General features: G+C 64.1%; 26 protein-coding genes and 1 riboswitch. Of the genes, 12 read left to right on the plus strand and 14 right to left on the minus strand.

Annotated elements, in window-relative coordinates; genetic code table 11:
• Positions 1–192 precede the first annotated feature (192 nt).
• Complete coding sequence (locus tag GGD57_RS03840) at positions 193–1,479, minus strand: ABC transporter substrate-binding protein (protein WP_184467003.1); 1,287 nt, start codon at positions 1,477–1,479, stop codon at positions 193–195.
• 195 nt (positions 1,480–1,674) lie between these two features.
• On the opposite strand from GGD57_RS03840, the gene GGD57_RS03845 reads away from it, so the two are divergent.
• Both GGD57_RS03845 and GGD57_RS03850 read left to right on the plus strand, forming a co-directional pair.
• Positions 1,675–2,886: an ROK family protein gene (locus tag GGD57_RS03845; protein WP_184467005.1), complete on the plus strand. Its 1,212-nt coding sequence runs from the start codon at positions 1,675–1,677 to the stop codon at positions 2,884–2,886.
• 390 nt (positions 2,887–3,276) lie between these two features.
• Entirely contained in the window at positions 3,277–3,543 is a 267-nt protein-coding gene (locus GGD57_RS03850; RefSeq protein WP_184467007.1) for a DUF2277 domain-containing protein, read from the plus strand.
• A 110-nt stretch (positions 3,544–3,653) separates the two neighbouring features.
• Here the strand turns inward: GGD57_RS03850 and GGD57_RS03855 are convergent, their stop codons facing one another.
• Both GGD57_RS03855 and GGD57_RS03860 read right to left on the minus strand, forming a co-directional pair.
• Positions 3,654–4,103: a DUF4168 domain-containing protein gene (locus GGD57_RS03855; protein WP_184467409.1), complete on the minus strand. Its 450-nt coding sequence runs from the start codon at positions 4,101–4,103 to the stop codon at positions 3,654–3,656.
• Between the two features lie 152 nt (positions 4,104–4,255).
• Positions 4,256–5,119 (minus strand): DMT family transporter, encoded by an 864-nt coding sequence (locus GGD57_RS03860; protein ID WP_184467411.1) that lies wholly within the window; start codon positions 5,117–5,119, stop codon positions 4,256–4,258.
• Between the two features lie 91 nt (positions 5,120–5,210).
• On the opposite strand from GGD57_RS03860, the gene GGD57_RS03865 reads away from it, so the two are divergent.
• Entirely contained in the window at positions 5,211–6,629 is a 1,419-nt protein-coding gene (locus GGD57_RS03865; protein ID WP_184467009.1) for a PLP-dependent aminotransferase family protein, read from the plus strand.
• 305 nt (positions 6,630–6,934) lie between these two features.
• Here GGD57_RS03865 and GGD57_RS03870 read toward each other — a convergent pair whose 3' ends face one another.
• From GGD57_RS03870 to GGD57_RS03885, 4 genes are all read right to left on the minus strand, one after another.
• On the minus strand, positions 6,935–7,336 hold the full coding sequence (locus GGD57_RS03870; protein WP_097615465.1) for a response regulator: 402 nt from the start codon (positions 7,334–7,336) through the stop codon (positions 6,935–6,937).
• 11 nt (positions 7,337–7,347) lie between these two features.
• Positions 7,348–9,093, minus strand: coding sequence for a sensor histidine kinase (locus GGD57_RS03875; RefSeq protein WP_184467011.1), 1,746 nt, complete (start codon positions 9,091–9,093; stop codon positions 7,348–7,350).
• 176 nt (positions 9,094–9,269) lie between these two features.
• On the minus strand, positions 9,270–9,902 hold the full coding sequence (locus tag GGD57_RS03880; RefSeq protein ID WP_085738977.1) for a Vgb family protein: 633 nt from the start codon (positions 9,900–9,902) through the stop codon (positions 9,270–9,272).
• A gap of 29 nt (positions 9,903–9,931) precedes the next feature.
• Positions 9,932–11,152 carry a helix-turn-helix domain-containing protein gene (locus tag GGD57_RS03885; RefSeq protein WP_184467013.1) on the minus strand — a complete coding sequence of 407 codons (1,221 nt, stop codon included), beginning with the start codon at positions 11,150–11,152 and terminating at the stop codon, positions 9,932–9,934.
• 114 nt (positions 11,153–11,266) lie between these two features.
• Between GGD57_RS03885 and GGD57_RS03890 the strand changes: the two genes are divergently transcribed.
• Positions 11,267–12,064 (plus strand): DUF899 domain-containing protein, encoded by a 798-nt coding sequence (locus GGD57_RS03890; protein WP_184467016.1) that lies wholly within the window; start codon positions 11,267–11,269, stop codon positions 12,062–12,064.
• 5 nt (positions 12,065–12,069) lie between these two features.
• Positions 12,070–12,420 carry a hypothetical protein gene (locus tag GGD57_RS03895; protein ID WP_184467018.1) on the plus strand — a complete coding sequence of 117 codons (351 nt, stop codon included), beginning with the start codon at positions 12,070–12,072 and terminating at the stop codon, positions 12,418–12,420.
• Positions 12,421–12,508: 88 nt separating this feature from the next.
• Here GGD57_RS03895 and GGD57_RS03900 read toward each other — a convergent pair whose 3' ends face one another.
• Positions 12,509–13,150 (minus strand): metallophosphoesterase family protein, encoded by a 642-nt coding sequence (locus GGD57_RS03900; protein WP_184467019.1) that lies wholly within the window; start codon positions 13,148–13,150, stop codon positions 12,509–12,511.
• A 279-nt stretch (positions 13,151–13,429) separates the two neighbouring features.
• Between GGD57_RS03900 and GGD57_RS03905 the strand changes: the two genes are divergently transcribed.
• Both GGD57_RS03905 and GGD57_RS03910 read left to right on the plus strand, forming a co-directional pair.
• The gene (locus tag GGD57_RS03905) at positions 13,430–14,053 is read left to right on the plus strand and encodes an RNA ligase family protein (RefSeq protein WP_184467413.1); all 624 of its coding nucleotides are present in this window, start codon (positions 13,430–13,432) and stop codon (positions 14,051–14,053) included.
• Between the two features lie 163 nt (positions 14,054–14,216).
• Positions 14,217–15,239, plus strand: coding sequence for an LLM class flavin-dependent oxidoreductase (locus tag GGD57_RS03910; protein WP_184467021.1), 1,023 nt, complete (start codon positions 14,217–14,219; stop codon positions 15,237–15,239).
• A gap of 16 nt (positions 15,240–15,255) precedes the next feature.
• Here the strand turns inward: GGD57_RS03910 and GGD57_RS03915 are convergent, their stop codons facing one another.
• Entirely contained in the window at positions 15,256–16,080 is an 825-nt protein-coding gene (locus GGD57_RS03915; protein ID WP_184467023.1) for a helix-turn-helix transcriptional regulator, read from the minus strand.
• Positions 16,081–16,177: 97 nt separating this feature from the next.
• Here GGD57_RS03915 and GGD57_RS03920 point away from each other — a divergent pair, with 97 nt between their 5' ends.
• Both GGD57_RS03920 and GGD57_RS03925 read left to right on the plus strand, forming a co-directional pair.
• Positions 16,178–17,101: a phytanoyl-CoA dioxygenase family protein gene (locus tag GGD57_RS03920; protein ID WP_184467025.1), complete on the plus strand. Its 924-nt coding sequence runs from the start codon at positions 16,178–16,180 to the stop codon at positions 17,099–17,101.
• Between the two features lie 214 nt (positions 17,102–17,315).
• Complete coding sequence (locus GGD57_RS03925) at positions 17,316–18,245, plus strand: LysR family transcriptional regulator (RefSeq protein ID WP_184467027.1); 930 nt, start codon at positions 17,316–17,318, stop codon at positions 18,243–18,245.
• Here GGD57_RS03925 and GGD57_RS03930 read toward each other — a convergent pair.
• From GGD57_RS03930 to GGD57_RS03940, 3 genes are all read right to left on the minus strand, one after another.
• Positions 18,232–19,476, minus strand: a complete 1,245-nt coding sequence (locus GGD57_RS03930; RefSeq protein WP_184467029.1) for an MFS transporter — start codon at positions 19,474–19,476, stop codon at positions 18,232–18,234. The two genes, GGD57_RS03925 and GGD57_RS03930, sit on opposite strands and share 14 nt — an antisense overlap.
• Entirely contained in the window at positions 19,473–20,114 is a 642-nt protein-coding gene (locus tag GGD57_RS03935; protein WP_184467031.1) for an ArsR/SmtB family transcription factor, read from the minus strand. The genes GGD57_RS03930 and GGD57_RS03935 overlap by 4 nt, the downstream gene beginning before the upstream one ends.
• 84 nt (positions 20,115–20,198) lie before the next feature.
• Positions 20,199–21,281: an adenylate/guanylate cyclase domain-containing protein gene (locus GGD57_RS03940; protein WP_184467033.1), complete on the minus strand. Its 1,083-nt coding sequence runs from the start codon at positions 21,279–21,281 to the stop codon at positions 20,199–20,201.
• A 237-nt stretch (positions 21,282–21,518) separates the two neighbouring features.
• Here GGD57_RS03940 and GGD57_RS03945 point away from each other — a divergent pair, with 237 nt between their 5' ends.
• Entirely contained in the window at positions 21,519–21,743 is a 225-nt protein-coding gene (locus tag GGD57_RS03945) for a hypothetical protein (RefSeq protein WP_085737672.1), read from the plus strand.
• An 81-nt stretch (positions 21,744–21,824) separates the two neighbouring features.
• Here the strand turns inward: GGD57_RS03945 and GGD57_RS03950 are convergent, their stop codons facing one another.
• The gene (locus tag GGD57_RS03950; RefSeq protein WP_097615453.1) at positions 21,825–22,145 is read right to left on the minus strand and encodes a GCG_CRPN prefix-to-repeats domain-containing protein; all 321 of its coding nucleotides are present in this window, start codon (positions 22,143–22,145) and stop codon (positions 21,825–21,827) included.
• Between the two features lie 186 nt (positions 22,146–22,331).
• Complete coding sequence (locus GGD57_RS03955; RefSeq protein ID WP_184467035.1) at positions 22,332–22,778, minus strand: SRPBCC family protein; 447 nt, start codon at positions 22,776–22,778, stop codon at positions 22,332–22,334.
• A gap of 257 nt (positions 22,779–23,035) precedes the next feature.
• A riboswitch (FMN riboswitch) is annotated at positions 23,036–23,178 on the plus strand.
• An 80-nt stretch (positions 23,179–23,258) separates the two neighbouring features.
• On the opposite strand from GGD57_RS03955, the gene GGD57_RS03960 reads away from it, so the two are divergent.
• Both GGD57_RS03960 and GGD57_RS03965 read left to right on the plus strand, forming a co-directional pair.
• Positions 23,259–23,693, plus strand: a complete 435-nt coding sequence (locus GGD57_RS03960) for a 6,7-dimethyl-8-ribityllumazine synthase (RefSeq protein WP_011425937.1) — start codon at positions 23,259–23,261, stop codon at positions 23,691–23,693.
• Positions 23,694–23,832: 139 nt separating this feature from the next.
• A complete protein-coding gene (locus tag GGD57_RS03965; protein WP_184467037.1) occupies positions 23,833–24,522 on the plus strand; it encodes a VOC family protein in 690 nt (229 codons plus the stop codon).
• Positions 24,523–24,821: the final 299 nt, after the last annotated feature.

Below are 24,821 nucleotides of genomic sequence, written 5' to 3' on the forward strand. Positions count from 1 at the left end.
GGCGGGCGTCGCCGGGAGTAAAGCGACGCCCTCGGCTTGCTGGCAAAGCCCGCCACCCCTCCTTCGTCATGCTCGGGCTTGTGCCCCAAGCATCTAACCCCGAACCGATAGGGCAGCAGATCCTCGGCACAAGGCCGAGGATGACGTCGAGTGGAGGACCGCTTGCCAACAGACAGGGCTGCGGCAGCAAGCTCAGATCTTATAAATCCGCTTCCGCGTGCCCTCGAGCCGCGTCAGGATGGCCTTACGCCGGTCGGGCTTGGCCATGAACTCCTGGAAGCCGACGAGGCCGGCCTGGGCCATATCAGGATCGCTGTCGCGGTCGTAATATTGCGAGGTGCCCTGCACCGTCTTCATCGTCTCGACGGCGATATTGACGAGCGGGTCCTTACTCGCAGGCAGGTCGTTGCGCGGCGGCACGTTGCCGCCCGGCTCCAGATAGGTGGCCAGGTTTTCCGGACGATAGAAATAGGCGAGGAATTCGCGGGCGCCCTGCTTGTTCTTGGCCTTGGCGGGAATGTGGATCGAATTGACCGAGAATTCCTCGAAGTGGCCGACCTTGGCGTCCAGCACCGGGAAGGTGGCGTAGGCAAGCTGCGGCAGATCAGCTTCGGTGAAGGCCGAGCGCAGGAAGGCGCCGAGGTTCATCATGCCGGCCTTCTTCTGCGCCAGAAGGGCCGCGGCCTCCTGCCAGCCAAACGACGTATGGTTCGGCGTGAAGAAGCCCTTTGAAATCATCGCTTCCCACTGGTCGAAAACGGGCGTGAGCGCCGGATCGAGGTAGCTCATCTCGCCGTTCATCAGCGCCATATGCTTGTCGAGGCCATTGATGCGCAGGTTCATCTGGTCGAACCAGCCGGCCGCCGGCCACAATTCCTTGGTGCCCATCGCTACCGGGGTAATGCCGGCCGTCTTGCACTTGTCACCATAGGCCATGAATTCTTCGGCGGTCTTCGGCACGGTCAGGCCATACTGCTCGAACACATCCTTGCGGTAGAACATGCCCCAGAGCGTGCCGCCGGTGGGCAGGCCGTATTGCTTGCCGTCTTCGGTGACGGCGCCGATGGTCGCGCCGAGCACATCCTTGTATTTCTCCTTCTCGACGAGATCGGAGATATCATCGAACAGGCCGCGCTTGACGAACGCGCGCATGCGGTTGCCCGAAAACCAGGAGCAGACATCGGGAGCGCCGGCGACGAGATAATTGCGGATCGCCGTCTTATGGGCCTCGTGATCCATATTGTTGATGACGACTTTGACGCCGGCTTCCTTGCCGAAGCCCGCGGCAATCGCCCTCAGCGCATCGAGCGCGGCGCCATTGTTTTCGTCGGAGATCATCGTGACCTCCTGCGCCTGCGCGATCGCCGGGATCGGGAAGCTGCCCACCGCTGCATTCGTGACGGCGGCTGCGGAAACCAGGCCCGCGCCCTTCAGGAAGCGTCTGCGGGTGGTCGACGGAAATTGCTTCAAAAATGCCATTGAATTCCTCCCAGTGGATCGATCGACATCTCCCGACCGCCGCCTCCTCCATGAAACGACCGACCAGGTTTTCAACGCGGCGATCACCCCGCAATTCCCGGCGATAATCCGCCTGGCTGAGTTGATCCGCGGCCGGACTTATGCATAAATCTAGGCAGCCCGCAATAATTAATTTACAAAATTAAGGAATGCATCGTGAAGTTAAAAGGCGACCAGACCACGGCGAGAGCCATGAACCGACGCCTCATCCTCAACCTGCTCCGGCGCGAGGGACCGAGAAGCCGCGCCGACATCGCGACGGTGATCGGCCTCAGCCCGGCCGCCGTCACCTTCGTTATTTCAGACCTGCTGGAGGAAGGCATCGTCATCGAAGGACAGTCGGTGCCCGGCCTTGCCGGCCGCCGGCCGATCCCGGTCGAGATCAATTACGAGCATGCGCTCGCCATCGGCTTCAAGCTGATGGTGGATTCGGTGGAGTGCGTGGCAACCGACCTTGCCACCAACCCGGTCGCCGCCATGCGCGTCAGCCTCGGCGGGCACGACCCGGATTATGTTGCCGACCTCCTGGCTAGCACCGTGCCCGAACTGCTGAAACTCGCCGGCCGGCCGAAGGCGAGGCTCGCCGGCATCGGCATCTCCATGCCCGGCGTCATCAACCACGAGCAGACGGCCTGCGTGCGCAGCCACCGCTTCCAATGGGACAATGTCCCCCTCGCCGCGCTGGTGGCTGCCCGCGTCCACGTGCCGGTCTGGCTGGAAGACGATACCAACGCCTATGCCATCGCCCAGCAGCTCTTCGGCCTCGGCCGCCAGCACCGCAACATGGCCGTGCTCGCCGTCGGCGTCGGCATCAGCTGCGCGCTTGTGATCGACGGCAAGCTCTATCGCGGCGCCAATGGTGCGGCCGGCAAGTTCGGCCACACGCTGTTCGAGGAGAACGGCCGGCTCTGCGAATGCGGCAAGCGCGGCTGCCTGATGGCCTATCACTCGGAACTGTCGATGCTGCGCCGCTGGCGTGAAGCGACCGGCAGCAGTGAGGAACTCGGCCTGCCCGAACTCTGCGAAGCCCTCGCCGCAGGCGACGCCACCGCCACCGCCCTCGTCGCCCAATCCGGCCGCGGCATCGGCACCGCGCTCGCCAACCTCGTCAACATCACCGACCCCGAAGTCATCGTCGCCGGCGGCGAAGCCGTCTCGCTCGGCGATCACTTCCTGACGCCGCTGCGCGAAGCGCTCGCCGCCCGAACCTTCCGCACCGCCCCGCCGCTCTTGCCCGACTGGGAGGACAATTCCTGGGCCCGGGGGGCGGCGGCGCTGGTGACGCAGAAGATATTTGATTTCGAGTCATCGGGCGGGGTGACGGATATTGCGACATTGGGTGTGAGAGGTTCGACGTCGGCGGCTTGAGGTGAAGGCGGCGGAGTATCCTGCCGAAGAGCGTGTGGCACCCCCCTCTGCCCTGCCGGGCATCTCCCCCACAAGGAGGGAGATCGGCTGGGCGAGATAACTTCCCCAAACAACCACCGTATAGCTGCTGCGCTACCGCAGCGAGGGAACGATGGTCCAACCTCTTGCCGATCTCCACCCTTGTGGGGGTCCGAAGGACGGGTCGAGACACGTGGCTCGACCCCGGGGCCGGCAGGACAGAGGGGGGTGCCACACGGCGCGACGAAACAGGCCCCCGTCGCCGCCCCTCTCCCGGCCATCTCGCACGCCTCGTTGCAATTCGCGCTCACGCGACTACCTTCATGCGAGGCCACTTTCCCTGTGGCAAAGAGAACATCACGCGAGCAAGCCATGTGCCGAAACATAAAACCTCTGTTCAATTTCGATCCGCCGGCGACGGACGAGGAAATTCATGATGCTGCGCTGCAGTTCGTGCGCAAGCTCAGCGGAACGACCAAGCCGTCGAAGCGCAACGAGGCTGCGTTCGAACAGGCGGTCAGTTCGATCGCTGCCTGCGCCCGCGACCTGCTCGCTTCCCTGGAGACGTCTCAACCGCCTCGCGATCGCGAGGAAGTCGCGGCGAAGGCGCGTGCGAAATCGGCGATGCGGTTCGCGTAATCACCTAAGAACAAAATTTTAGAGCAGCTCTGCCTTTCCGTGAGAGGCTGAACCGCTCCAAACTTTAGCCCACCTTCGTTCCGATTGAGAGACGATGCAGGAACGGCAGCCTATTGCTGCGGCTGCGCCGGCGGCGGAGTGCCGATCTTTTCCAGAACCTTCTTGGCGAGCGCCGGGTCGCTCTGCGCGGCCGTCAGGATCGAGGAGTATTCCTCGACCGAGATGTCGTTGGAGGCCTGGACGGTGTCGACCATCTGCTGCTTGGCTTCTTCCTGCAGCTTCTGCTTGGCAGCCTGGTCCTTGGTCGCGTCGATCTTGGCCGAATATTGCTGCCGGACCTTGTCGACCTGCAGATAGGCAACGGCAAAGGCTTCCAGCTTCTGATCGCTTACAGGGGCGGCCGCAGCGGCGCCCCCACCCTGCCCCTGCATCGGCGCCTGGCCCTGTGCCGGCGGCTGCTGTTGCGCCTGGGCAAGCTCGGTCGCGGATGCCGGGCTGAAGGCAAGCAGGCTGAACACCGCGGCGGTCATCGTTGCGAGGGATGTGTAACGAGTGATCATTTTCATTCCTTTTCCGGTGATTTCGGTCGATCGCTCAACGCTCAAAAAGGCTGGCGAGGTCGCGACGATGAAGCCGGAAAAGGGCTCGGTGCGGCGGTAACGGGGCCATTTTCTGACCATTGAGCGGCGGCTTTGTGACCCGGACTCAACCGCTACCGCGCAAACCGGCGCGCCCCGGCGACGCAGAGAATGACGGCGACCGTAACGGCGAGCATGATCCATGTGACCGGTTCGTGCAGCAGGGTTGCGGCGAGCGCCAGGCCGAAAAACGGCTGCAGCAGCTGCAGCTGGCCGACCGCGGCGATGCCGCCTTGCGACAGGCCGCGATACCAGAAGATGAAGCCGATCAGCATCGAAAACAGCGAGACATAGGCAAGACCGATGAGTGCGGGCGTTTCGATGCCGGCAAAACTCGCCGGCCGATGCAGGAAGGCGACCGTGACCATCACCGGCAGCGACAGCACCAGCGCCCAGGAAATCACCTGCCAGCCGCCGAGCCTGCGCGACAGCCTGCCGCCTTCTGCATAACCGAGGCCGCAGGCGACGATCGCCGCCAGCATCAAGAGATCGCCGACCGGTGATGCCGTCAGCCCCTGCGTCAAGGCAAAACCCGCCACCAGCGTGCTGCCGAGAACGGAGAACAGCCAGAATGCCGGCTTCGGCCGTTCTCCGCCGCGGATCACCCCGAAGATTGCCGTCGACAGCGGCAGCAGGCCGATGAAGACGATGGAATGGGCCGATGTGACATGCTGCAGCGCCAGCGCCGTCAGCAGCGGGAAGCCGACCACGACGCCGAGTGCGACGACGACAAGGGAGACGAGATCGCGCCGGCTCGGCCGCTTTTCGCGGAAGGCGACCAGCAGGCCAAGCGCCAGAATGCCGGCGATCGCCGCCCGCGCGACGGTCAGGAAGACCGGATCGAACTGCATCACCGCCACGCGCGTCGCCGGCAGCGATCCGCTGAAGATCAGCACGCCGATAAAACCATTGATCCATCCCGATGCCATGCGGTCCAAGATGCGCTGCACTCCTTGTCCTGCTGCCCCCTTATCGGCCGATATGGCTGGTTATGACAGAGACAATCTGATACGGTTTTGCAAAACTGTTATGGTGCAGGAAGCAGTACGGATGGATGAAGGCACAGGGGCGCGCACCCGCATCGACATGGTCGTCGCGACGATCCGCCAGCGCATCGCCGGGCGCAGCCTGACGCCGGGCGCCAAGCTGCCTTCGGTGCGGGGACTGGCGGCGGCGCTGAAGCTGTCGACATCGACCGTCGTCGACGCCTATGAGCGCCTCGTCGCCGAAGGCGCGATCCTGGCAAGGCCGGGTTCGGGATTCTACGTCGCCAACCAGGCAGCGCCTTTTGCCCTTGCCGAGGCCGGGCCGAAGCTCGATCGCGCTGTCGATCCCTTCTGGATATCGCGCCAATCCCTGGAGGCCGATGAAACCGACCTGAAGCCCGGCTGCGGCTGGCTGCCGCCTGCCTGGCTGCCCGGGGAAGGCATGCGCCGCGGGCTGAGAACGCTTGCCCGCGCCGAAGGGGCCGCCCTTGCCGATTACGGCTCGCCGCTCGGCCTGCCGCCACTGCGCCAGCTGATTTCGCGGCGAATGGGCGAGCGCGGCATCGAAGCCTCCCCGGATCAGATCATGCTGGCCGATTCCGGCACGCAGGCAATCGATCTGCTCTGTCGCTTCCTGCTGGAGCCCGGCGACACCGTGCTGGTCGACGATCCCTGCTATTTCAATTTCCACGCTTTGCTGCGCGCCCACCGGGCAAAAATCGTCGGCGTGCCCTACACGCCCTCCGGCCCCGATATCGAGCGGTTTGCCGAGGTCGTCGCCGCGGAGCGACCGCGGCTCTACATCACCAATTCCGGCATCCACAATCCGACAGGCGCAACGCTGTCCCCCGTGACCGCCCACCGGCTTCTGAAAATCGCCGAGCAGTTCGACCTCACCATCATCGAGGACGATATATTCGCCGATTTCGAATATACGCCGGCGCCTCGCCTTGCCGCCTTCGACGGGCTGGAACGGGTCATCCATATCGGCAGCTTTTCGAAGACGCTCTCGGCTTCCGCCCGCTGCGGCTTCGTCGCCGCCAGGCCCGAATGGATCGACGGCCTGACCGACCTGAAGATCGCCACCTCCTTCGGCGGCGGCCGGCTGACGGCGGAGCTGGTGCTGAACGTCTTGAGCGACGGCGGCTACCGCAAACACATGGAGACGCTGAGGCACCGGCTTTCCCGGGCAATGGGCGAGGTCTCGGCCAGGCTGAAGGGTCTGGGGATAAGACCCTGGCTGGAACCGCAGGCCGGCATGTTCCTCTGGTGCCGCCTGCCCGACGGCATCGATGCCGCCGACGTGGCGCGGGCCGCGCTGGAAAAGCGGATCGTGCTGGCGCCCGGAAATGCCTTCAGCCTGTCGCAATCGGCGACGAATTTCATGCGGTTCAATGTGTCGCAGACGCTGGATGCGCGGGTGTTTGCGGTGCTGGGGGATGTGTTGAAAGTCGCACGATAAGGCTTACAGCACGAGCGAAAGGTCATGCCGTATGGCACCCCCCTCTGCCCTGCCGGGCATCTCCCCCACAAGGGGGGAGATCGGATGCGGCTAAACCTTCGCACCCGTCTGTCGTTGCGTCGGGATGTGACGTTGGTTGTTTGGGGAGACCGTCACGCCCAGCCGATCTCCCTCCTTGTGGGGGAGATGGCCGGCAGGCCAGAGGGGGGTGCCACACGGCACGCCGGTACAGGAAACCGCCTACGCCGCTTCTTGCATCACCGGGCACGAGGCTCTCTCAGCCGCCGGCACCGCCGCCACACCAATCAAAACGACCGATTGACCGCCTTGTCGTTCTCCAGCCGTGTCACGCAGCCTTCGAGCTTGGCCAGCAGCAGGTCGAAATCGAGCGGCTTGGTCAGATAGTCCGCCGCTCCGCCGCGCAGGCCGGCGAGCGTGTTTTCCCGGTCGGTCAGCGCCGTCAGCAGGATGAAGGGGATGTTGGAAAGCTCGGGATGATTGATCTGAATTTCCGCCAGCAGCTGATGCCCGTCCATGACAGGCATGGAAATATCGGAGATGACGATGTCGGGCCATTTCGACAGGATCATTTCCAGCCCTTCGGCGCCGTTCGAGGCCTCGAGCGTCTTGTAACCGGCTTCGTTCAACTCTTCGACGAGGAGGTTCCGGATCTCGACTTCATCCTCAATACACAGGACTGTAACCATGAAATTCTTCCTTAAGCTGCAACGTGTTGATCCGGCAATAGAAGCTCTATTGGCAGTAAAATGGTAAATGTTGTGCCCTTGCCGAGCTCGCTCGTCACCTCGACGGTGCCGCCATGCAGCTCGACGACCTGCTTGACGACATTCAGGCCGATGCCGGTGCCGGCAATGCCCGTCGCGCTGCGGGCGCGATAATAGGGCTGGAACAGTTTCGGCAGATCCTCCGCATCCATGCCGATGCCGCTGTCGGAGATCGCAATCTCCACGGTCGTCTCATCGGCTCGGGCGCGGACATGAATATCGGGCGCCTTGGGCGAATATTTGACGGCGTTCGATATCAGGTTGGTGAAGACCTGTTCCATCGCGCTGCGATCGAACGTCAATTGATCGGGGATGGGCGCGAGATCGAGATGGAAGACATGCGAGCGGCTGAGCTGGCGCAGCCGCTCGCAGCACGTGACGAGCACGGCTTTCAGATCGCCTTCGCTGCGCTTCAGGGTGATCTGCCCGGTTTCGAGCCGACCGCTGGCAAGGATGCTCTCCATCAGATCGACCATGCGCACCACCGCGCTGCGGATCACGCCGGCTTTTTCGCGAACGTAATCGCCGCTGATATTGGCGGTCGAACGGCAGAGCCGCTGGGCAGCGGCATCGATGATGGCGAGCGGCGTGCGAAACTCGTGCGAGGCCATGGCGACGAATTGGCGCTGGAGCGCGTTCACCTGGCGTTCGTGCACCAGCAGCCGGTCCAGCTCCTCTCTCTGCCTTTCGATCTCGGCCGTACGATCGGCCACCATTTCTTCCAGATGGTTGCGGTGGTGGGTGATCTCGGCCTGGCTGTCGAGCAGGGTCAGCGACGTGCGATGCAGACCGCGCCCGAGCCAGAACACGACGGTGATCAAAAGCGCCAGACAGCCAAGCCCTGCCGGCGCGATCTGTTGAAGCAGCATGAATCCGGGCCGGATCGGCGGCCAGACGAGATAGCCGATCGTGCCGCCGTCATGGGACGGCACCGCGACCTGCACCCGCTCATCCGCACTTTTCGAAGGCGTGAAATGCAAGCCTTCGAGCCGCGCATAATGGGCAATGTTTTCGGCAACTTTTCCATCGATGAATTTGACCGAGACGGCGATGAACTCCTGGCCCGCCTCGATCTGCATCCTGGCCGAGCTCGGCAGAATGGGACGCGCGCTGATGATCGCCGGCCTGTTGCCGATCATGAGAGTGCGAACCTCGGCCAATTGACCGAGCGGCCGGCTGCCGGGCTTTGCAGCCAGCTCGACGAGAGCGACACGCATCGCCTCGGCAAGAGCGGTCATGTCAGGGCTGTCGTCACTGCCGAGCCGCGGCGGCATGACGTCGGCGCCGTCGCGGAACGCAAACATCAGGCGATTGGTATCGTCGAAAATATAGGTCCTGTCGTGCCCGAAATACCGGCTCGTCCACTGGCCGACATTGTCGAGCAGCCAGTCATGGTTCCGCTGTTTGGCGTAAAGGAAGGCGTCGTCCCATTTGGCGACGCTTTCCTGCTCGCGAGGGAGTGCGGCGATCTGCTCTTCCAATCCTTGAGCAACGAAATCCGCCTGCCGGCGCAGCGAGAGGTCATCGACCTTGACGGCGGCGAGCCACGCAAATCCGCACAAGAGCACAGCCGCCGCGCAGGTAAGCGTCACCAGGACGAACGTAATGTGGGATGTTAGCCTGACCTTCAATACCCGCGACCTTTTGATGGCGCCCGCCGCCGAGAAATTGACACGCAAAAGTTGACGGATTGTGAATTGCTCTTGGAGAGAAATCCGGTATCCGGCGTGCCGAGGTGGCTGAGAGGAATGCAAGAGGCAGCGTTGCGGCACGTGCTTCGAGGCTCCGTCCTATGGGCTGCGCAGCTCAGCATGACGGGCGTTGGAGGATGGTGCTTCCCCGCGGCGGACCGAGTTCACCCCGGCCGGCGCACCGCGCGGATCTTGCCGCTGCCGCCGCCTCCGCAGAAGAAGCAGTCGCCGCCGTCGGATTCGAGGCCGGAGACGCCGGTGCCTTCGGGCATGTCGAGCCGCTCCAGCACTTCCCCCGTTTCGGGGTCGATGCGCCTGACATCGCTGTCGTCACCCTCCCAGGTGCCGTGCCAGAGCTGGCCGTCGACCCAGGTGACGCCTGTCACCACGCGGTTGGATTCGATGGTGCGCAGGATCTTGCCCGTCTCCGGGTCGATCTGATGGATCCTGCGGCCGCGGTGCTGGCCGACCCAGAGCGTGCCCTCGGCCCAGGCAAGGCCGGAATCGCCGCCATTGCCGGGGGCGGGAATGGTGGAAAGGATGCGGCCGGTCTTCGGGTCGACCTTGTGGATGACGTCCTCGGCGATCTGATAGAGGAATTCGCCGTCGAAGGCCGTTCCGGCATGCGAGGCAACCTCAATGGAACGCACCACCTCGCCGCTGTCGGGATCGAGCGCGTTGAGCTTGTCGCCCGAGGCGAACCAGACGTGGCTGCCGTCGAAGGTAACACCGTTGACGCGGTCGGCACCGGGAAAGGGTCCATATTCGCGCAGGATCGTCGCAGCCGATTTCTTCATCTCTTCCTCCTTCATGGATTTGCCCCATCCTAATCACTTGGCAGCGGACCCGGGAGTAACAAGAGCGGCGGGAAACCCGGCAGCGGCGGGCTCATCCAGCGGCGCGCCCGCCCGCGCCCGAGCGATTGCACCTTGCCTTGCCCCGCCAGGGAATCCAGCGCCCGCTGCACCGTGCGCGGGCTGGCGCCAAGCGCAATCGAAAGCGCCGAACTCGCCCACGCCTCGCCATCGGCGAGCAAGGCGAGTACCGCGCCATGAGCCCCTTCGACGAGCGGGGCGAGCACAGCGATCTCGCCACCGCCACACGGCGAAAGCGCAAAGCCGCGCTTCGTTGCCGAAACCTCCGCCAGCCCCCGCAATTCAGCGCGCAGCCGGCCGATCTCGACCCGCAGCCGGGCGCGATGCGATTCATCGGCGTGTTTGCCGCGGAAGGCGCGCGCAATCAGCGTGCCCCTGGCCACATCCCCCGGCCAGGCTTCGGCGAGCGTGCGGGCAAGCGCAAACAGCACCGGCCGCGTCGCCAGAGAGACGGCCGTGCCCGCCCTCCACACCACATGGCGGCAGGCATCGATGACGAGCGTGCCCGAGCCCAGCAGCGCTTCCACCTCGCCAAGCAGCAGCGAGCGCTCCCGCCCCGGTGACAGCAGCCGCGCCGCCGGGGTGTCGAGCACGAGAGCCGCAGTTTCGACCTCCGCCGTCAAGGCCGGAATATTGACTTCCCGCGCCGCCAGTCTAGCCCGCTCAAGCGCAGCGCCTGCTGCTTCGGTCTGCAACCGCCGGACGGCGATGCCAGCCGCCGCCAGCTCGTGGGCAGCCCGCAGCGCCGGCGGCAGCGGCGTCGGATCAAGGGCTGCGAGCCCGCGTTCGGCCTCGTCGAGGCGGCCGATCAGCACCAGCCTGCGAATGGCGACATTGCCGGCATGGGCGGCGTTGACCCTGTCGCCATGCGCTTCCAGCACCTTGCGGGCCGCTTCCAGCGCCTTCGGCGGCCAGATCAGATCGCGCGAGACGAGCGCGATCTCGGCTTCGGCGACCACGCAACGCGCCCGCGCCACCGCCTCCCGCGGGCCAAAGGCGCGCGCCGCACTTTTCAAAAGCGCCTTGGCGCGGATGAGATCGCCGAGCTGTGCCATGGCGATGCCGCGCAGCGCCAGTGCCGGCGCATCCTCGCGCAGTGCCACCCGCTTCAGCGCGCCGAGCGCGTCACCCGTTGCCAGCGCCCTTGCGGCGGCTGTGATCAGCGAGTCCATTCAAATCCCGTCACACTTGTCACTCCCGCCATTCCCCTGCCCGGCCGTAATCTTCGTTCAGCGGCCGCAACCGAGCCGGATGCTACGACGAGAGACATGCAAAGGAGAAGACCCATGACGGCACAGCTGAACGCAACACGCCAGCAATGGCTGGCGGCAAGGCTCGATCTGCTCGAGGAAGAAAAGGAGCTGACGCGGCAAAGCGATGCGCTGGCGATCAAGCGCCAGCAATTGCCCCGCGTCAGGATCGACAAGGAATACCGTTTCGACACCGAAGGCGGCAATGCCTCGCTGAAGGATCTCTTCGGCGGGCGCTCGCAGCTTCTGGTCTATCACTTCATGTTCGGGCCGGATTATAGCGCCGGATGCCCCTCCTGCTCCTCGATCGCCGACGGCTTCAACGGCGTCTTCGTCCATCTGGAAAACCACGACGTCGCCTTCTGGGCGGTCTCGCGCGCCCCACTTGCAAAGCTCGAGGCCTTCAAGCGGCGCATGGATTGGAGCTTTCCCTGGGCCTCCTCGGACACCAGCGATTTCAACACCGATTTCAGCGTCTGGTTCAGCCCCGAGCAGCAGCAGCGCGGCGAAATCGAATACAACTACCGCCGCGAGCCGCCCGCCCCTCAACCTCTTTCCGGTAAGACAGTGCCGGAATGGCAGGCGCGCGGCAGTGAAGAACCCATCGTCCAGATCGCCTCCATGACCGGCACCGACGTTCCCACCTACACCCGCGACCGCCCGGGCGTCAGCGCCTTCGAACTTATCGATGGGGCCGTCTACCACAGCTATTCTAGCTATGCCCGTGGGCTCGACGGGCTCTGGGGCATGTATCAATGGCTGGACCGCGCCCCGAAGGGCCGCAACGAAACCGGCATCTGGTGGCGCCATCACGACCGCTACGGCAAGGAGTGACGCCGATGCTGCTCTCCGCCCACACTCCAAAGAGAGCCGACGGAAACGCCGCTCTCAACGCCACCGAATGGCTCTCGCTGGCCGCCTCAGCAGACGGATCGGCGGCTAAGCCGAGCAGTGGCATGGCGAGCCCAGGCGGCCGGGTCGCCGGCCACGCCGCCAATTGGCTGTCGCTGGCCGCCGCCCCGACATTTGTGATCATGGCGCTGCTGACGGCCACGACCGGCAGCGCCGACATGATCTGCACGACGACGCCGGATACCTTTCCGATCGGCGGAATGGTCCCCATGTACCTGCTGATGAGCGGCTTCCACCTGGCCCCCTGGTTGCGGTTCGCCGCCGGCTGGCGGGCCTGAGCCTTCGGTAATGGTGCCAAGCGTCGGCACTGTGGCGCCCTCGCCACGCCATCTCCGGCTGTGTATTCTCTTGCCGACGCAACCAAGTTCACGCCTTCACCTCGATAAAATCGATCGGCCCGCCGGCAAGCTCGTCGTCGAAGACCGCGCATGACAGCTTGCCGCCGAAGACGCAGGCGCTGTCGATGTTGGTGCGGTTTCCTGTCGTCACCGGGTTGGACAGTGACGGTGTATGGCCATGGACGAGGTGCTTGCCCCAATAGTCGCCGGACTCGCCGGGAGGGAACCGCAACCAGAGAAGATCGCGCTTGGTCTGCCGTTCCAGCGGAAACTCCGGAACGACGCCGGCATGGACAAAGATGCGATATCGATCGACATGCATGAGGGGACGATCGGCGGCCCATTGCAGATGCTGAGACGAAACCCTGCCGTCATAGGATATTTCGGTTTCCAGCCCGCCATTGCTGATCCACACGTCCCTGTCGTCGCTGTCGGCGTAGGCAGCGACCATCATGTCCTCATGATTGCCTTTCAGGCAGACCCACGACCACTGGCCCGATGGACCGGCAATGATCCGGTCGAGAACACTTTTGCTGTCGGGCCCGCGATCGACATAGTCGCCAAGGAAGACGACGGTGCCTTCAGACGCATAAGCCTCGATCCGATCGATCATCCTGTTCAGCGGATCGATACAGCCGTGAATATCGCCTATGGCGAATGTGTAGCGCATGTTCAAGCTTCTCGGTTGCATTGCGACCACCCGCCGCCAAGGACGATAAGACGCGCAGGGACTTTTGCGGAAGCTCACACCGCTCGTCGTCTACCCCATCATAGCAAACGAAAGCCGGCCGCCATCGCGAAAACCGACTCGTTCTCCAGCATTTATGGCCATTGGCTCTCCTTCCGCTTGAATTCGGATATGATCATCGCACCAACCACCGAAGATGCCGATCCGCAGAGGGGTGCGACCTTGCATTGTGCGGTCGCCAGCGGCTATGCCTTCATCACTATGAAGAAATACGGACGAACCTATCACCTACCGATCTCGCCCGGAGCAACAAGCGACGATAAGGTCATGGCGAAGCTTGACGGGCTGATGATTGGCGATCTTGTCATCACCGAGAAAATGGATGGTGAGAACACGACCATTCATCGGGGCGGGTCTCATGCCCGCAGTCCCGATAGCCGTTACCATTCATCGCGAGATTGGCTTAAGGCTTTTGCTGCCGGAATCAGCCAGCAACTGGCAGATGGTGAACGCATCGTGGGCGAGAACCTCTATGCCCGGCACTCGATCGGTTATGATGACCTGCCGTCGTACTTCCTCGGCTTTGCATGGATCATCGACGAGGAGGTCCAATCCTGGGACCTGACTCAGGCCCGGTTCGAAGAACTGGGCATCGTTCCGGTGTCGACACTATATCGGGGACCATACAGAGCCGGTCTGTTCGAGGATATTGCGGCCTCGCTGATTAGGACCAAGCAGGAGGGGTTTGTTGTTCGGATCGCTGATGCGTTCCTGGAAGCGGAAATGCCAGTTCGGATGGGCAAATATGTCCGGGACAACCACGTTCAGAGTGAAACGCATTGGATGCAGTCGGAACTCGTCCCCAATCGCTTGGCAAATTCCTGACGAACGAGAGCTGTGAGGCGGAACATTCGAAGGCAACTCGGTCTGTCATGCCGACTGATCCGATCCCTTGCAGATCCGCCGTACCTTTCCGCTTCCGATTGTCTTCCTGCCTAAAACTATGCCATGACCCATCCACCATCAGATGCAACGGAAAAGGCGCGGCATGAAGAAGATCGGTTTTCTCTCATTCGGGCACTGGACGCCCTCGCCTCAGTCGCAGACGCGCTCGGCGGCCGATGCGCTGCTGCAGTCGATCGATCTTGCCGTCGCGGCCGAAGAACTCGGAGCCGACGGAGCGTATTTCCGCGTGCACCATTTTGCCCGCCAGCTCGCCGCACCCTTCCCGCTGCTGTCGGCCGTCGGCGCCAGAACCAGCCGGATCGAGATCGGCACCGCGGTCATCGACATGCGCTACGAGAACCCGCTCTATATGGCCGAGGATGCCGGCGCCGCCGACCTTATCGCCGGCGGCCGGTTGCAGCTCGGCATCAGCCGCGGTTCGCCCGAGCAGGTGATCGATGGCTGGCGCCATTTCGGCTATGCTCCGCCCGAGGGGCAGAGCGAGGCCGACATGGCCCGCCGTCACGCTGAAGTCTTCCTCGAAGTCCTGCGCGGCGAAGGTTTTGCCAAACCGAACCCGCGGCCGATGTTTCCGAACCCGCCCGGCCTCCTGCGTCTCGAGCCGCATTCGGAGGGCCTGCGCGAACGGATCTGGTGGGGCGCCAGCTCCAACGCCACTGCCGTCTGGGCAGCCAAACTCGGCATGAACCTGCAGAGTTCGACACTGAAGGACGACGAGACGGGAGAGCCGTTCCACGTCCAGCAGGCAGATCAGATTCGCGCTTACCGGCAGGCCTGGAAAGACGCCGGCCACACGCGCCAGCCGCGCGTCTCGGTCAGCCGCAGCATCTTTGCGCTGGTCGACGATCGCGATCGCGCCTATTTCGGCTACGGCAACGACGAAGACGACAAGATCGGCTTCATCGACGAGAAGACCCGGGCGATCTTCGGCCGCAGCTACGCCGCCGAACCTGATGCCCTGATCAAGCAGCTCGCCGAAGACGAGGCGATCGCCGAGGCCGACACGCTGCTGCTGACCGTGCCCAACCAGCTCGGCGTCGCCTACAACGCCCATGTCATCGAAGCGATCCTGACCCATGTGGCGCCGGCGCTCGGCTGGCGCTGACGCGGCTGCCGGCCCCTCAAACCCGCCAATATCGCGCACGGAATTCGCGCGGACTGCAGCCTTCCCGTTCGTGAAAGATCCGCGAGAAATAAAACGGGTCATCCAGCCCGACCAAGGCGGCGACCGTTTCGATCTTTTCGTCGGTGGTTGCCAGTAGCTGCTTGGCATGGTCCATGCGCGCCCGAAGCTGGAATGCCTTGGGCGGCATTCCGGTTTCGAGCATGAACCGCCTGCGCAACGTCGCTGGCGACATGCCATGTTCGGCGGCGAAGGCAGCGAGGTCGAGCGGCTGCATCGCCCGCCGCCGCAGCGCTTCCACGATGTCGGCCGTGTCGAGCCTTTCCCGGCGTCGATCGGTCGCGCCGCTCGCCTGTCTGGCAGCTGATATGACGATGCGATGCAGCGTCAATGCCGCCGCCGCCTGCCGGAGGTTGGTATCGTCAAGCAGATCGGCATGAAGCTGGGAAAAGAGCCGTGACAGCTCATCGAGATAATGCAGGGCGACGATCGGATGTCGCTCGGCAATGATCCTCAGCCTGACGAAGTCCCGCGTGAGGGATCCTTCGAAAAGCGCCCAGCGTTCGTCCCAGCCGCCTTCGTCGGGGCCATAGGAATGCGCGCGGTTGGGAAACAGCCAGAAGAGGGCTGGTCCCGCAAGACTGAGGCGGCCGCTGGCGGCGGTTTCCAGCGCGCCCCGCCCGCGCTCCACCAGCACTACGGCAAAATTCGGAAGTTTTCGGTCGACCACCGCATGGCGGGCATGCTGCCTGCCGCTTCCCGTGACGGCCAGTCCGCCGGCCGCGGCGAGTGGCGTTCTGTAGATGGCCTCGGCGTCTTTCATGATGAGCGAAAAGTCCAGCTAGCGATTTCCTCTATGTCGGTTATCCCGACAGATCAGCTAATTATTGGCAAATCAATTCAAGCGATGGAAGGCTGAAATGTCGATTGCTGCCGAAACCACACGGGCCGGAACGCCGGAATTTCCCCTGACCGCCCACGGCAAGACCTTGCCAGCGGAACGGGTGGGCTGGCTGACACCGACCGATTCCGCCATCGGCCTCGACGCTATCCGCCGCCGCTACCTGGACGATGGCTATGTCTGGCTGAAAGGCCTTCTGCCGCGCGCCAATGTCATCGATTTCCGTCGCTGGGTGCTCGAACACCTCGCCATGACCGGGCTGGTCGAGCCCGGCAGCGACCTATCGCTGGGGATCGCCTCGACCACCGCCTTCGACCGAAGCCTGGCGGATCGGCGCCTGATGTCGCTCGTCCGCTCCGCCGCCTATGAAGGCTTTTGCGCACAACCGTCGCTCACCTGCTTCATGGACGATTTCCTGCAGGGCATCTCCTATCTGCACAAGCGCAAGATCATGCGTTTCGTCCAGCCGGATACCCCGACGGCCACACCCGCCCACTACGATCTCGTCTATCTCCGCGGCGGCACCAGCCGCCTGGTGACGGCCTGGATTCCGATCGGCGACATCCCGACCGAAATGGGAGGCCTCGTCTATCTCGAAGGCTCGCACACGCTGGGCATCCGGATGGAAGCCGAGTTCCAGGCCGCAAGTGGCGATCTTTCTCCGCAAGAGCGGATCAGTGCCTATAACCGCCACATGGCGGAAGGCGGCTGGATCTCGAAGGATCTTCCCGATATGGCGGAGCGCTTCGATACCCGCTGGCTCGCCGCCGACTACGAGGCCGGCGACGTGGTGCTCCACTCACCCTATATGATCCACGCCTCGACCGCCAACCAGGACCGCAGCCGCCGGCTGCGTCTCTCCACCGACATCAGATATCAGAATGTCGACGACGAGATCGATATCCGATGGAGCAACCACTGGAGTCTCGGCGACATGCTGTAGCCCGGCTTTTCCGTATCCCTTCGACAGCGCCTAGACCATCGTCAGCCGGTGTAGGCAACGGATTTCGACGAGTTGATGCGCAAAGGCCGGGCCCCAACGCGACTTGGAAGCACCGCGTACGGACCTTTCGCCTTGGGTGAGCGTTGATGGTCCGGGCTTGAACCATCGCATGGCCGACCGAGTTATGGCTGTACCGAACCGCTCGAGTTGCCTTATGCCGCGCACGAACCTGAACGATATCCTGATTTTCATGGCCGTCGTCGATGCCGGAAGCTTTATCGCCGGCGGCCAGGCCATGGGCCTGTCGCGTTCGGCGGCGGGAAAGGCCGTCATCCGCCTGGAAGAGCGGCTCGGCGCGCGCCTGCTCAACCGCACGACGAGAACACTGAATCTCACCGATGAAGGACGGGTGTTCTACGAGCGCGGTTTGCAGATTCTCGCATCGGTCGACGCGGCCGAAGCGAGCGTGGCTGGCAGCGGCACGCCACAGGGCGTTCTCAGGCTCAGCGTTCCCGATACCTTCGGACGGCTCGCCGTGCTGCCGCTGCTTGAAGAATATCTTCGCGCCTGGCCCGACATCCAGGTGGAGATCAGCTTCACCGATGGGTTCGCCGACGTCGTCGAGGAAGGCTTCGATCTGGCAATCCGGATCGGCCCGACGGCGTCGGACAGCCGGCTGGCCTCGCACGTGATCGCCACCTACAGGACGCGGCTCTGCGCCTCGCCGTCCTATCTCGCCGAGCACGGCGAGCCGCGTGCTATCGACGATCTCGTGGCCCATGACTGCCTGATTTTCACCAGCCGCAATCAAAGGCACGCCTGGCGTTTTCGCGGCAAAGGCAATTCCCTGATCACGGCGCAGGGACGCAGCCGGCTGAGGCTCGACAGCGCAGAGGCGATCCGCGACGCCGCCCTGGCGGGACTGGGCATTGCTCTCCTGCCCGACTTTCTCGTCGCCGACGATCTTGCGGCCGGCCGTCTCCGGCAGGTTCTGCCCGACCTCGAAACCGATGACACCAAGATCGTCACGCTCTATCCCGACAGGCGCCCGCTGGAACCGCGCGTCCGCCGCTTCATCGACCTGATGGTCGAGGAGCTTGAGCGCCGGGGCGAGGCACGCCGCCGCGACGCTAGCTCTCTGTGACCGCCTTGTCGAAGCCACGAAAACTTTTCGGGGCAAGAGGAGAAAGGGTTGCCGCGAGATAGACGACGCCGGTCAGGAACAGCGCCGCGGCAAGGCCGATGGTGCTGATCAGCGCGCCGCCGACGAGGCCGCCGAAGGGGATGAGCGCAAAGCAGAGGGCGGTGTTCATCGCCGTGACGCGGCCGGTCAGCGGTCTCGGGATGCGCTCGAAGATCACCGCCGACAGGATGGGGTTGAGAAAACCCGAGGCAAATCCGGCGATAGCGAGCATCGCAAAGACGGAGCCGAGGGGCGCATCCACCGCGAGCACCAGAAAGCGCGGAAATCCGGTCAGCAAAAAAGCCACGGTATAGACGATCAGACGCGGCATGCGCTCGCCGATGACAGCGGCAATCGCCGCGCCGGCGATCGAGGCGCCGGAGAAAGCGGCAAACATCGCTCCGAGCAGCTCCGGCCCGTGACCGGCATCCCGCGTCCAGACGGGCAGCAGCACGGCATGATAGGCCTGATCGAGCAGATTGGTGGTCGCCACCATGGCGACGATGCTGACGAGCACGGCATCGCCGCTGAGAAAGCGCCAGCCTTCATGGAGATCATCGAGGTAGGAAGAGACCTTGCTCGGCGGAGCGGCGGGCGCGGCGGCTCGCCGAGGCGTGCGTGGCATGCCGGTTATGCCCAGGCTGACGACCAGCGCTGCGGCGGCGAAGGTGGCGGCGTTGACGAGGAGCGCCTGGCCGGGGCCGATGAACCCGATCAGCGCGCCGGCGCCGGCCGCGCCCGCCGTGGAGGCCAGCCGCTCGATGGCGCTGGAAACGCCGGTCACCCGTTCCAGCGGCACGTCGGCGAGTGCGGCGATATCGGGAACCATCGCCTGCTTGGCGGCATCCGACGGACCGCGCAGCACGCCCATGGCAAAGACGAGAGGCAGCAGCACCGGGACGGTCAACATGCCGAAAAAGTCGAGAAGCGGCACCAGTCCCACCACGACAACGGAAGCGGTGTCGCAGATGATGGCGATGCGTTTGGCGCCGACGCGGTCGATCAGCGGCCCGCCGAGCGCCTTGGCGAGCACATAAGGCAACATCTCCATCATCGCCGTCAGCCCGGTCAGCATCGGACTGCCGGTGGCGCTCAGCACCCACCAGGGAATGGCGATGGTCGAAAGCCGCGTGCCGGACAGCGAAAGCATCTCGGCTACTGCAAGCGCCAGGAAGGGTCCACCCCTTCTCACGGTTCCTCCTCCCCCTCGCGATGCGGAAGGCGGCCCGGATAGGGAAAGGCGTGCAGCATGACATAGAAGGGAACCATGCCGGGATTTCGAGACGCCGCCTCCCCCAGCGGCGGCGCTGCCCGCATCGCTTCGAGGATGATGTCGCGCAGCCGTTTTGTCAGCGCCTCGGCCTGGTCAGCCGTCATCGGGATGATGATGTCGTCGGCGGCCGTCGCCTTGCGCCATTCGGCCGGCAGTTCGGCAAATTCCTCCAGCGACTGCTGCATCTGGCCGACCTGCAGCGAAAGCGCCGCCTGGTTGAAGGCGAGATCGAGATCGAGCGCCTCCCCCGCCGCTTCGCTGGCGGGCACCGAGGTCAGCTCGTGGCTCGCGCGCCACCAGCGGTCACGCCGCGAGGCATGCGGCGCCTCCTCGATGAAACCGTATTGGGCGAGTTGACGCAGGTGATAGCTGGTCGCGCCGCTGTTCAGGCCGAGTCGGGCGGCGAGCTGCGTCGCCGTGGCCGGGCCGTCGATCCTGAGCATGCCGAGCATGCGCAGCCGGACGGGGTGGGCCAGCGCCTTCAGCGCGATCGGTTCGGGCACGACCCGGCTGACGGTGCGGGAGGCGGCGGCAGACGGGGGGCTTGGTGTTTTCATGCCCCAAGCTTAATGTTACAAAGATATCTTTGCAAATATTTCTTTGCATAAATGAGGACGCTTCTGGCGCGGCCCTGCCCACGCTCAGGCCTCAGGCAAGGTGAACACCGCGCAAGGGTCGGCGATGCCGCGCAAGCTGTGCTCTCCGAGCGGCATCAGCATCGTCGTCGTATTTGCGGCGACAGCACCCGAAATCAGCACGCTTCGGCCGAGCGGCTTGCAGAGCCCTTCCAGGCGGCTGACCAGATTGACCGCGGGGCCGATGGCGGTGAAATCAAGCCGGTCGGCCGCGCCGATATTGCCCCACAGAATCTCGCCGAAATGCAGCGCCGCGCCGAAGGGCAGCGGCGCCAGCCCCTGCGCCTGGCGCACCTGATCGAGATGGACCATGCCGGCGCGGCTGGCGGCGACCGCCCGGAGCGCCGCCTCGCAGGCATTGCGGTCTTCTTGCATTTGGCCGGAAGCGCCGGTGACGGGAAAGATCGCCAATACGCCGTCACCGATGAATTTCAGCACCTCGCCGCCGAATGCATGCACGGCGCCGGCGACGCGGTCGAACCAGGCGTCGAGCGTCGCAATCATCGCATGCGGCTCCGTCACTTGGGAAAGTGCGGTGAAATCGCGCAGATCGGCGCAGAGAAGAGCGGCGCGAATAGTCTCGCCAGTGCCGCGGGCAAGCGCCCCGGCCTGCACCCGCGCCGCACTGCGCCGGCCGAGATAGGCTTCGAGCAATGCCGCCCGCGCCTCGCGCGCTGCAAGGGCTGCGAGCGGTGCGGCGGCAAAACGCGCGACGTCCCGCAGCCGGGCGGCGTCATCGGCAGCGAAAGCGCCGGTGCCATTGCCCGCCCAGCTGAGCATCGGCGCATCCTGAGAAGGCCCGATCCTCTCTTCCCACACCGGCCCGAGCCCGGCCAGCCAGTCGCGCCCGGCGTCGACGGGCGGTGCGGCTGCAAAAGCCAGCGCCTCGATGACAGCCCTGGTCTCGGCCCGCCACAGCCAGGTGCGCCGCGCAATGATCGGATGCGGCACCGCTAGCGTCAGCGCCCCGCCGGCAAGCGGCAGGCCATCGGAAAGCAGCCGGCGCCCGAGTTCGGCCAGAAACGGTTCGGGACCGGGCGAAGCAGCCGCCTCATCGACCAGCCAGGCAAGGGAGGAAGGCAGATCCATGCCCTAGCATCGCATCAAGCCCCGGGTGCGGGCAACCCCGGAGCATCCGCGCGCGGATGCTCCGGGCCTGCTCGGCTCTTGCATCCCTAGCCTCCACACAACCCTGTCAACCCCACCACCGAACAAGCCTGTGGAAAACCATTCACCACAGTGGAAAACAACGAAAAAAACACTTTAAACTTGCGCATCTTTGATTCCATTATGCGCCAGCTTGTCATCTGCGATTGAGGGGTTGCGATGGGCACGACATTTTGGCCGAAAGATCCGCTTGACGGGAATGACATGACGCTGCTGACGTCGATCCTTCGGCGATGGTGCGCGCGCTATGAGATCGACTTCACCGCGGAAGAGAGCAAGCGCAAGGCGAAAGAGCTCGTCGAATGGTTCGAGTTCGGCGTCAAGGATCCGATCGAGCTCGAAGAGCTGATCGACGGCAAGCACTGGCTCGTCAGCACGATCTGACTTCGGGAAAACTGCGAACTCTTATGAGAAAGGCCGGCGAAACATGGCGCCGGCCTCATCGATTCATATCCGGCCGAGACCTCAATCGTCCCAGCGACGGTCGTCATTCCAGCGGCGGTCGCGGTCCCAGCGCCGCTCATGGCGCCAGCGCGGGCCGTCCCAATCCCCATGGCGCCGCTCCCAGCCCCAGCGGGGCGGACCACCGTAAAAAGCCACCGGCGGCGGGCGTCGCCAATTGCGCCGGCATTCGCCCCAGCGCGTCAGATGCCAGCCGCGGCCGCAGGCGTAGTCGACCTTGGTGATATTGCTCTCGACTTTGATCGTCGCGCTCGGCATCGCCTGCGCCGTACCGATCGAAAGGCTGCCAGCAAGCAAGGCAGCCGCGATAGAAAGTGCCTTCATAACGAACTCCAATTCAATCCAGCCGTGACCACCCTAGGGCTGCCAAATTGAACTGGGGATGAACTGCGCGTTCATGTTTGAGGACGAAAAACAGCGTTTCCGGACGAGCGCTGCAACGCCGCTCGGCCGCCTTTTTCCGTGGGCGGCAGGTGGTTGCGGGCATGGCGGCACCTTCGGACAAACCGTTCATTTCCTGCCGGAAAAAACATCCGGACCCGGGTCGCGCCCGGCTGCGACCGCGGTGAGCCGCCCGAGGTAATGCGTCCAGCCTTCCTCATGGCCGGCACATTGCTCCGCACTCGGCAGGCCGCTATGGGTGAGCTTCAGCAGCGTTCCATCGGGCTGCTCGATCAAGTCGATCTCGACCAGGCTCGAGCCCGGCGGCACCACGTCGCTGCCATCCCAGCCGAAGCTGTAGGCAAGGCGATGGACCGGAACCACCTCGCGAAACGAGCCGCGCGCAAAGCGGGCGCCGGTGACATTGACGAGATAGAGCCCGCCGGGCTGCGGCTCGACCTGAGCCTCGGTTCCCATCCAGCGCAGGATCTTTTCCGGGTCGGTCATGAGCGCAAACACGGCCGCCGGCGGTGCTGCGATATGCGCTTCGCGGTGAACGACGAAAGCTTCTGGCATCACGATCTCCCATGGTTGCTGCCCTACCCCTCAATGAGGCGCAGCCGCATGCTTTTTCGACATGGATGTCCTCAGCAGGAGCATGTAGGCGGATGCGCGCGCTCAGCAAGGGCGATGGGGCACGCATCCATCCGTCGCCAGCGCACCCGCCTCGTCTTCGAGGCCGCTCAGGATGAAGCTCTTTTGAGGTTGCGACCCGCACCCAATCCAAAACCATCTTCCCCTATTGCCAGCCCGCCGCCTTGCCCCTATTGTCGCGCCGTTCTCAGGGCGGGGTGAAAGTCCCTACCGGCGGTATGCAGTTTCGATTGCGAGCCCGCGAGCGCCTTCTTCGGAAGGGTCAGCAGATCAGGTGCGATGCCTGAGCCGACGGTCATAGTCCGGATGAAAGAGAACGTGCGTTGCTGCTGCGCTTCCGGGCCGGCGGCGGATGCTCGTGATCGCCTTGGGTGACGTGTCTGTACGCCAAAGGAGATGACTATGACACCCACCCGTTATGCCTTCGTCAAAGCCGGCTGGCACGCCGATATCGTCGACCGTGCGCTCGAAGGTTTCCAACAGCTTGTTCCCGCCGAGCAGATCGACGTGTTCGATGTTCCAGGCGCCTTCGAAATGCCGCTCTTGTCGCGCGATCTTGCCGCCACCGGCCGTTATGCGGCCGTCATCGCCGCCGCCTTCGTCGTCGATGGCGGGATCTACCGCCACGAATTCGTCGCCCAGGCCGTGGTCGACGGCCTGATGCGGGCCGGCATGGATACCGGTGTGCCGGTGCTGTCGGTCTCGCTGACGCCGCATCATTACCAGGAAACCGAGCATCACACGCAGATCTACCGCGCCCATTTCGTCGAGAAGGGCCGCGAGGCGGCGCGCGCCGCTCTGATGATCGGCAAGACACGCGCCGCTCTTGCGGCATAGAGTCTGCGCAATTGACGGCGGGATCGGCCCGCCGTCTTCCCAACAGAAGAATTGATTCGACGCCCCACCTGCGCTGTGGTCCACTCGACCCCGACATGTATCGCCATTCTTAATGCGTCCAAACCTCAAGGAGCTGAAGATGAGCAATGCAATGCGCAGTGAACCCACCACCGAATCCATGAGAACGCGACCGGTCGACACCAAGCTCGAAGTGGTCGTCATCCCCGTTTCCGACGTCGACCGCGCCAAACGTTTCTACGAGAGCCTGGGCTGGAGGCTCGATGCCGACTTTGCCAACGACGCCGATTTCCGGGTGATCCAGTTTACTCCGCCCGGCTCCGGCTGCGCGATCATCTTCGGCAAGAACGTCACCGCCGCCGCTCCCGGCTCCGCACAAGGGCTCTACCTCATCGTCTCCGACATCGAGGCCGCCAGGCGCGATCTTATCGCCCGCGGCGTCGAGGTGAGCGAGGTGTTCCACGACGCTTCGGGCGTCTATGCCGGCAAGGACGAGCCCTATCTCTTCGGGCGCCTGCGCATTGCCGGCCGCGACCCCGACCACCGCAGCTATCGCTCCTTCGCCTCGTTCAAGGATCCCGACGGCAATGGCTGGCTGTTCCAGGAAGTCACCACGCGCCTGCCCGGCCGCATCGACGCCGATGAGACCGCCTTCTCGACCTCGAACGACCTCGCCGCAGCGCTACGCCGCGCGGCGACCGCTCACGGCGAACACGAGAAACGAAATGGCGGCAAGCATGACGAGGGCTGGCCGGACTGGTACGCCGAATACATGGTCAGCGAACAAGCCGGCAGGCAGTTGCCGTTGTAGGTGGCGGCAGCCGGGAGCACCCGCCTCGCCCTTCGAGGCCCCTGCGGGGCGAGGCTTCTTTCCTTTATCGGCGTGCCGTGTAGCACCCCCCTCTGGCCTGCCGGCCATCTCCCCCACAAGGGTGGAGATCGGCAAGAGGTTGGATCGTCCGTCCCACTCTGCTCTATCGAATAACGATGCGTTAGTTGTTTGGGGAAGCCGTCACGCCCAGCCGATCCCCTCCTTGTGGGGGAGATGTCCGGCAGGACAGAGGGAGGTGCCACACTGCACGCCTCTCCTCTCATCCCAAGACGCCCCTC

Origin of the sequence: Rhizobium esperanzae (genome assembly GCF_014197615.1) — a bacterium.
Classification (GTDB): domain Bacteria; phylum Pseudomonadota; class Alphaproteobacteria; order Rhizobiales; family Rhizobiaceae; genus Rhizobium; species Rhizobium esperanzae_A.

Bases quoted from the DNA above. Each gene is read 5' to 3' on its own strand.
- GGD57_RS03840 (WP_184467003.1), bottom strand. From the start codon at position 1,479: ATGGCATTTTTGAAGCAATTTCCGTCGACCACCCGCAGACGCTTCCTG.
- GGD57_RS03850 (WP_184467007.1), top strand. From the start codon at position 3,277: ATGTGCCGAAACATAAAACCTCTGTTCAATTTCGATCCGCCGGCGACG.
- GGD57_RS03855 (WP_184467409.1), bottom strand. From the start codon at position 4,103: ATGATCACTCGTTACACATCCCTCGCAACGATGACCGCCGCGGTGTTC.
- GGD57_RS03865 (WP_184467009.1), top strand. From the start codon at position 5,211: ATGGTGCAGGAAGCAGTACGGATGGATGAAGGCACAGGGGCGCGCACC.
- GGD57_RS03870 (WP_097615465.1), bottom strand. From the start codon at position 7,336: ATGGTTACAGTCCTGTGTATTGAGGATGAAGTCGAGATCCGGAACCTC.
- GGD57_RS03880 (WP_085738977.1), bottom strand. From the start codon at position 9,902: ATGAAGAAATCGGCTGCGACGATCCTGCGCGAATATGGACCCTTTCCC.
- GGD57_RS03885 (WP_184467013.1), bottom strand. From the start codon at position 11,152: ATGGACTCGCTGATCACAGCCGCCGCAAGGGCGCTGGCAACGGGTGAC.
- GGD57_RS03890 (WP_184467016.1), top strand. From the start codon at position 11,267: ATGACGGCACAGCTGAACGCAACACGCCAGCAATGGCTGGCGGCAAGG.
- GGD57_RS03895 (WP_184467018.1), top strand. From the start codon at position 12,070: ATGCTGCTCTCCGCCCACACTCCAAAGAGAGCCGACGGAAACGCCGCT.
- GGD57_RS03900 (WP_184467019.1), bottom strand. From the start codon at position 13,150: ATGCGCTACACATTCGCCATAGGCGATATTCACGGCTGTATCGATCCG.
- GGD57_RS03905 (WP_184467413.1), top strand. From the start codon at position 13,430: ATGAAGAAATACGGACGAACCTATCACCTACCGATCTCGCCCGGAGCA.
- GGD57_RS03910 (WP_184467021.1), top strand. From the start codon at position 14,217: ATGAAGAAGATCGGTTTTCTCTCATTCGGGCACTGGACGCCCTCGCCT.
- GGD57_RS03915 (WP_184467023.1), bottom strand. From the start codon at position 16,080: ATGAAAGACGCCGAGGCCATCTACAGAACGCCACTCGCCGCGGCCGGC.
- GGD57_RS03920 (WP_184467025.1), top strand. From the start codon at position 16,178: ATGTCGATTGCTGCCGAAACCACACGGGCCGGAACGCCGGAATTTCCC.
- GGD57_RS03925 (WP_184467027.1), top strand. From the start codon at position 17,316: ATGCCGCGCACGAACCTGAACGATATCCTGATTTTCATGGCCGTCGTC.
- GGD57_RS03935 (WP_184467031.1), bottom strand. From the start codon at position 20,114: ATGAAAACACCAAGCCCCCCGTCTGCCGCCGCCTCCCGCACCGTCAGC.
- GGD57_RS03940 (WP_184467033.1), bottom strand. From the start codon at position 21,281: ATGGATCTGCCTTCCTCCCTTGCCTGGCTGGTCGATGAGGCGGCTGCT.
- GGD57_RS03945 (WP_085737672.1), top strand. From the start codon at position 21,519: ATGGGCACGACATTTTGGCCGAAAGATCCGCTTGACGGGAATGACATG.
- GGD57_RS03950 (WP_097615453.1), bottom strand. From the start codon at position 22,145: ATGAAGGCACTTTCTATCGCGGCTGCCTTGCTTGCTGGCAGCCTTTCG.
- GGD57_RS03955 (WP_184467035.1), bottom strand. From the start codon at position 22,778: ATGCCAGAAGCTTTCGTCGTTCACCGCGAAGCGCATATCGCAGCACCG.
- GGD57_RS03960 (WP_011425937.1), top strand. From the start codon at position 23,259: ATGACACCCACCCGTTATGCCTTCGTCAAAGCCGGCTGGCACGCCGAT.
- GGD57_RS03965 (WP_184467037.1), top strand. From the start codon at position 23,833: ATGAGCAATGCAATGCGCAGTGAACCCACCACCGAATCCATGAGAACG.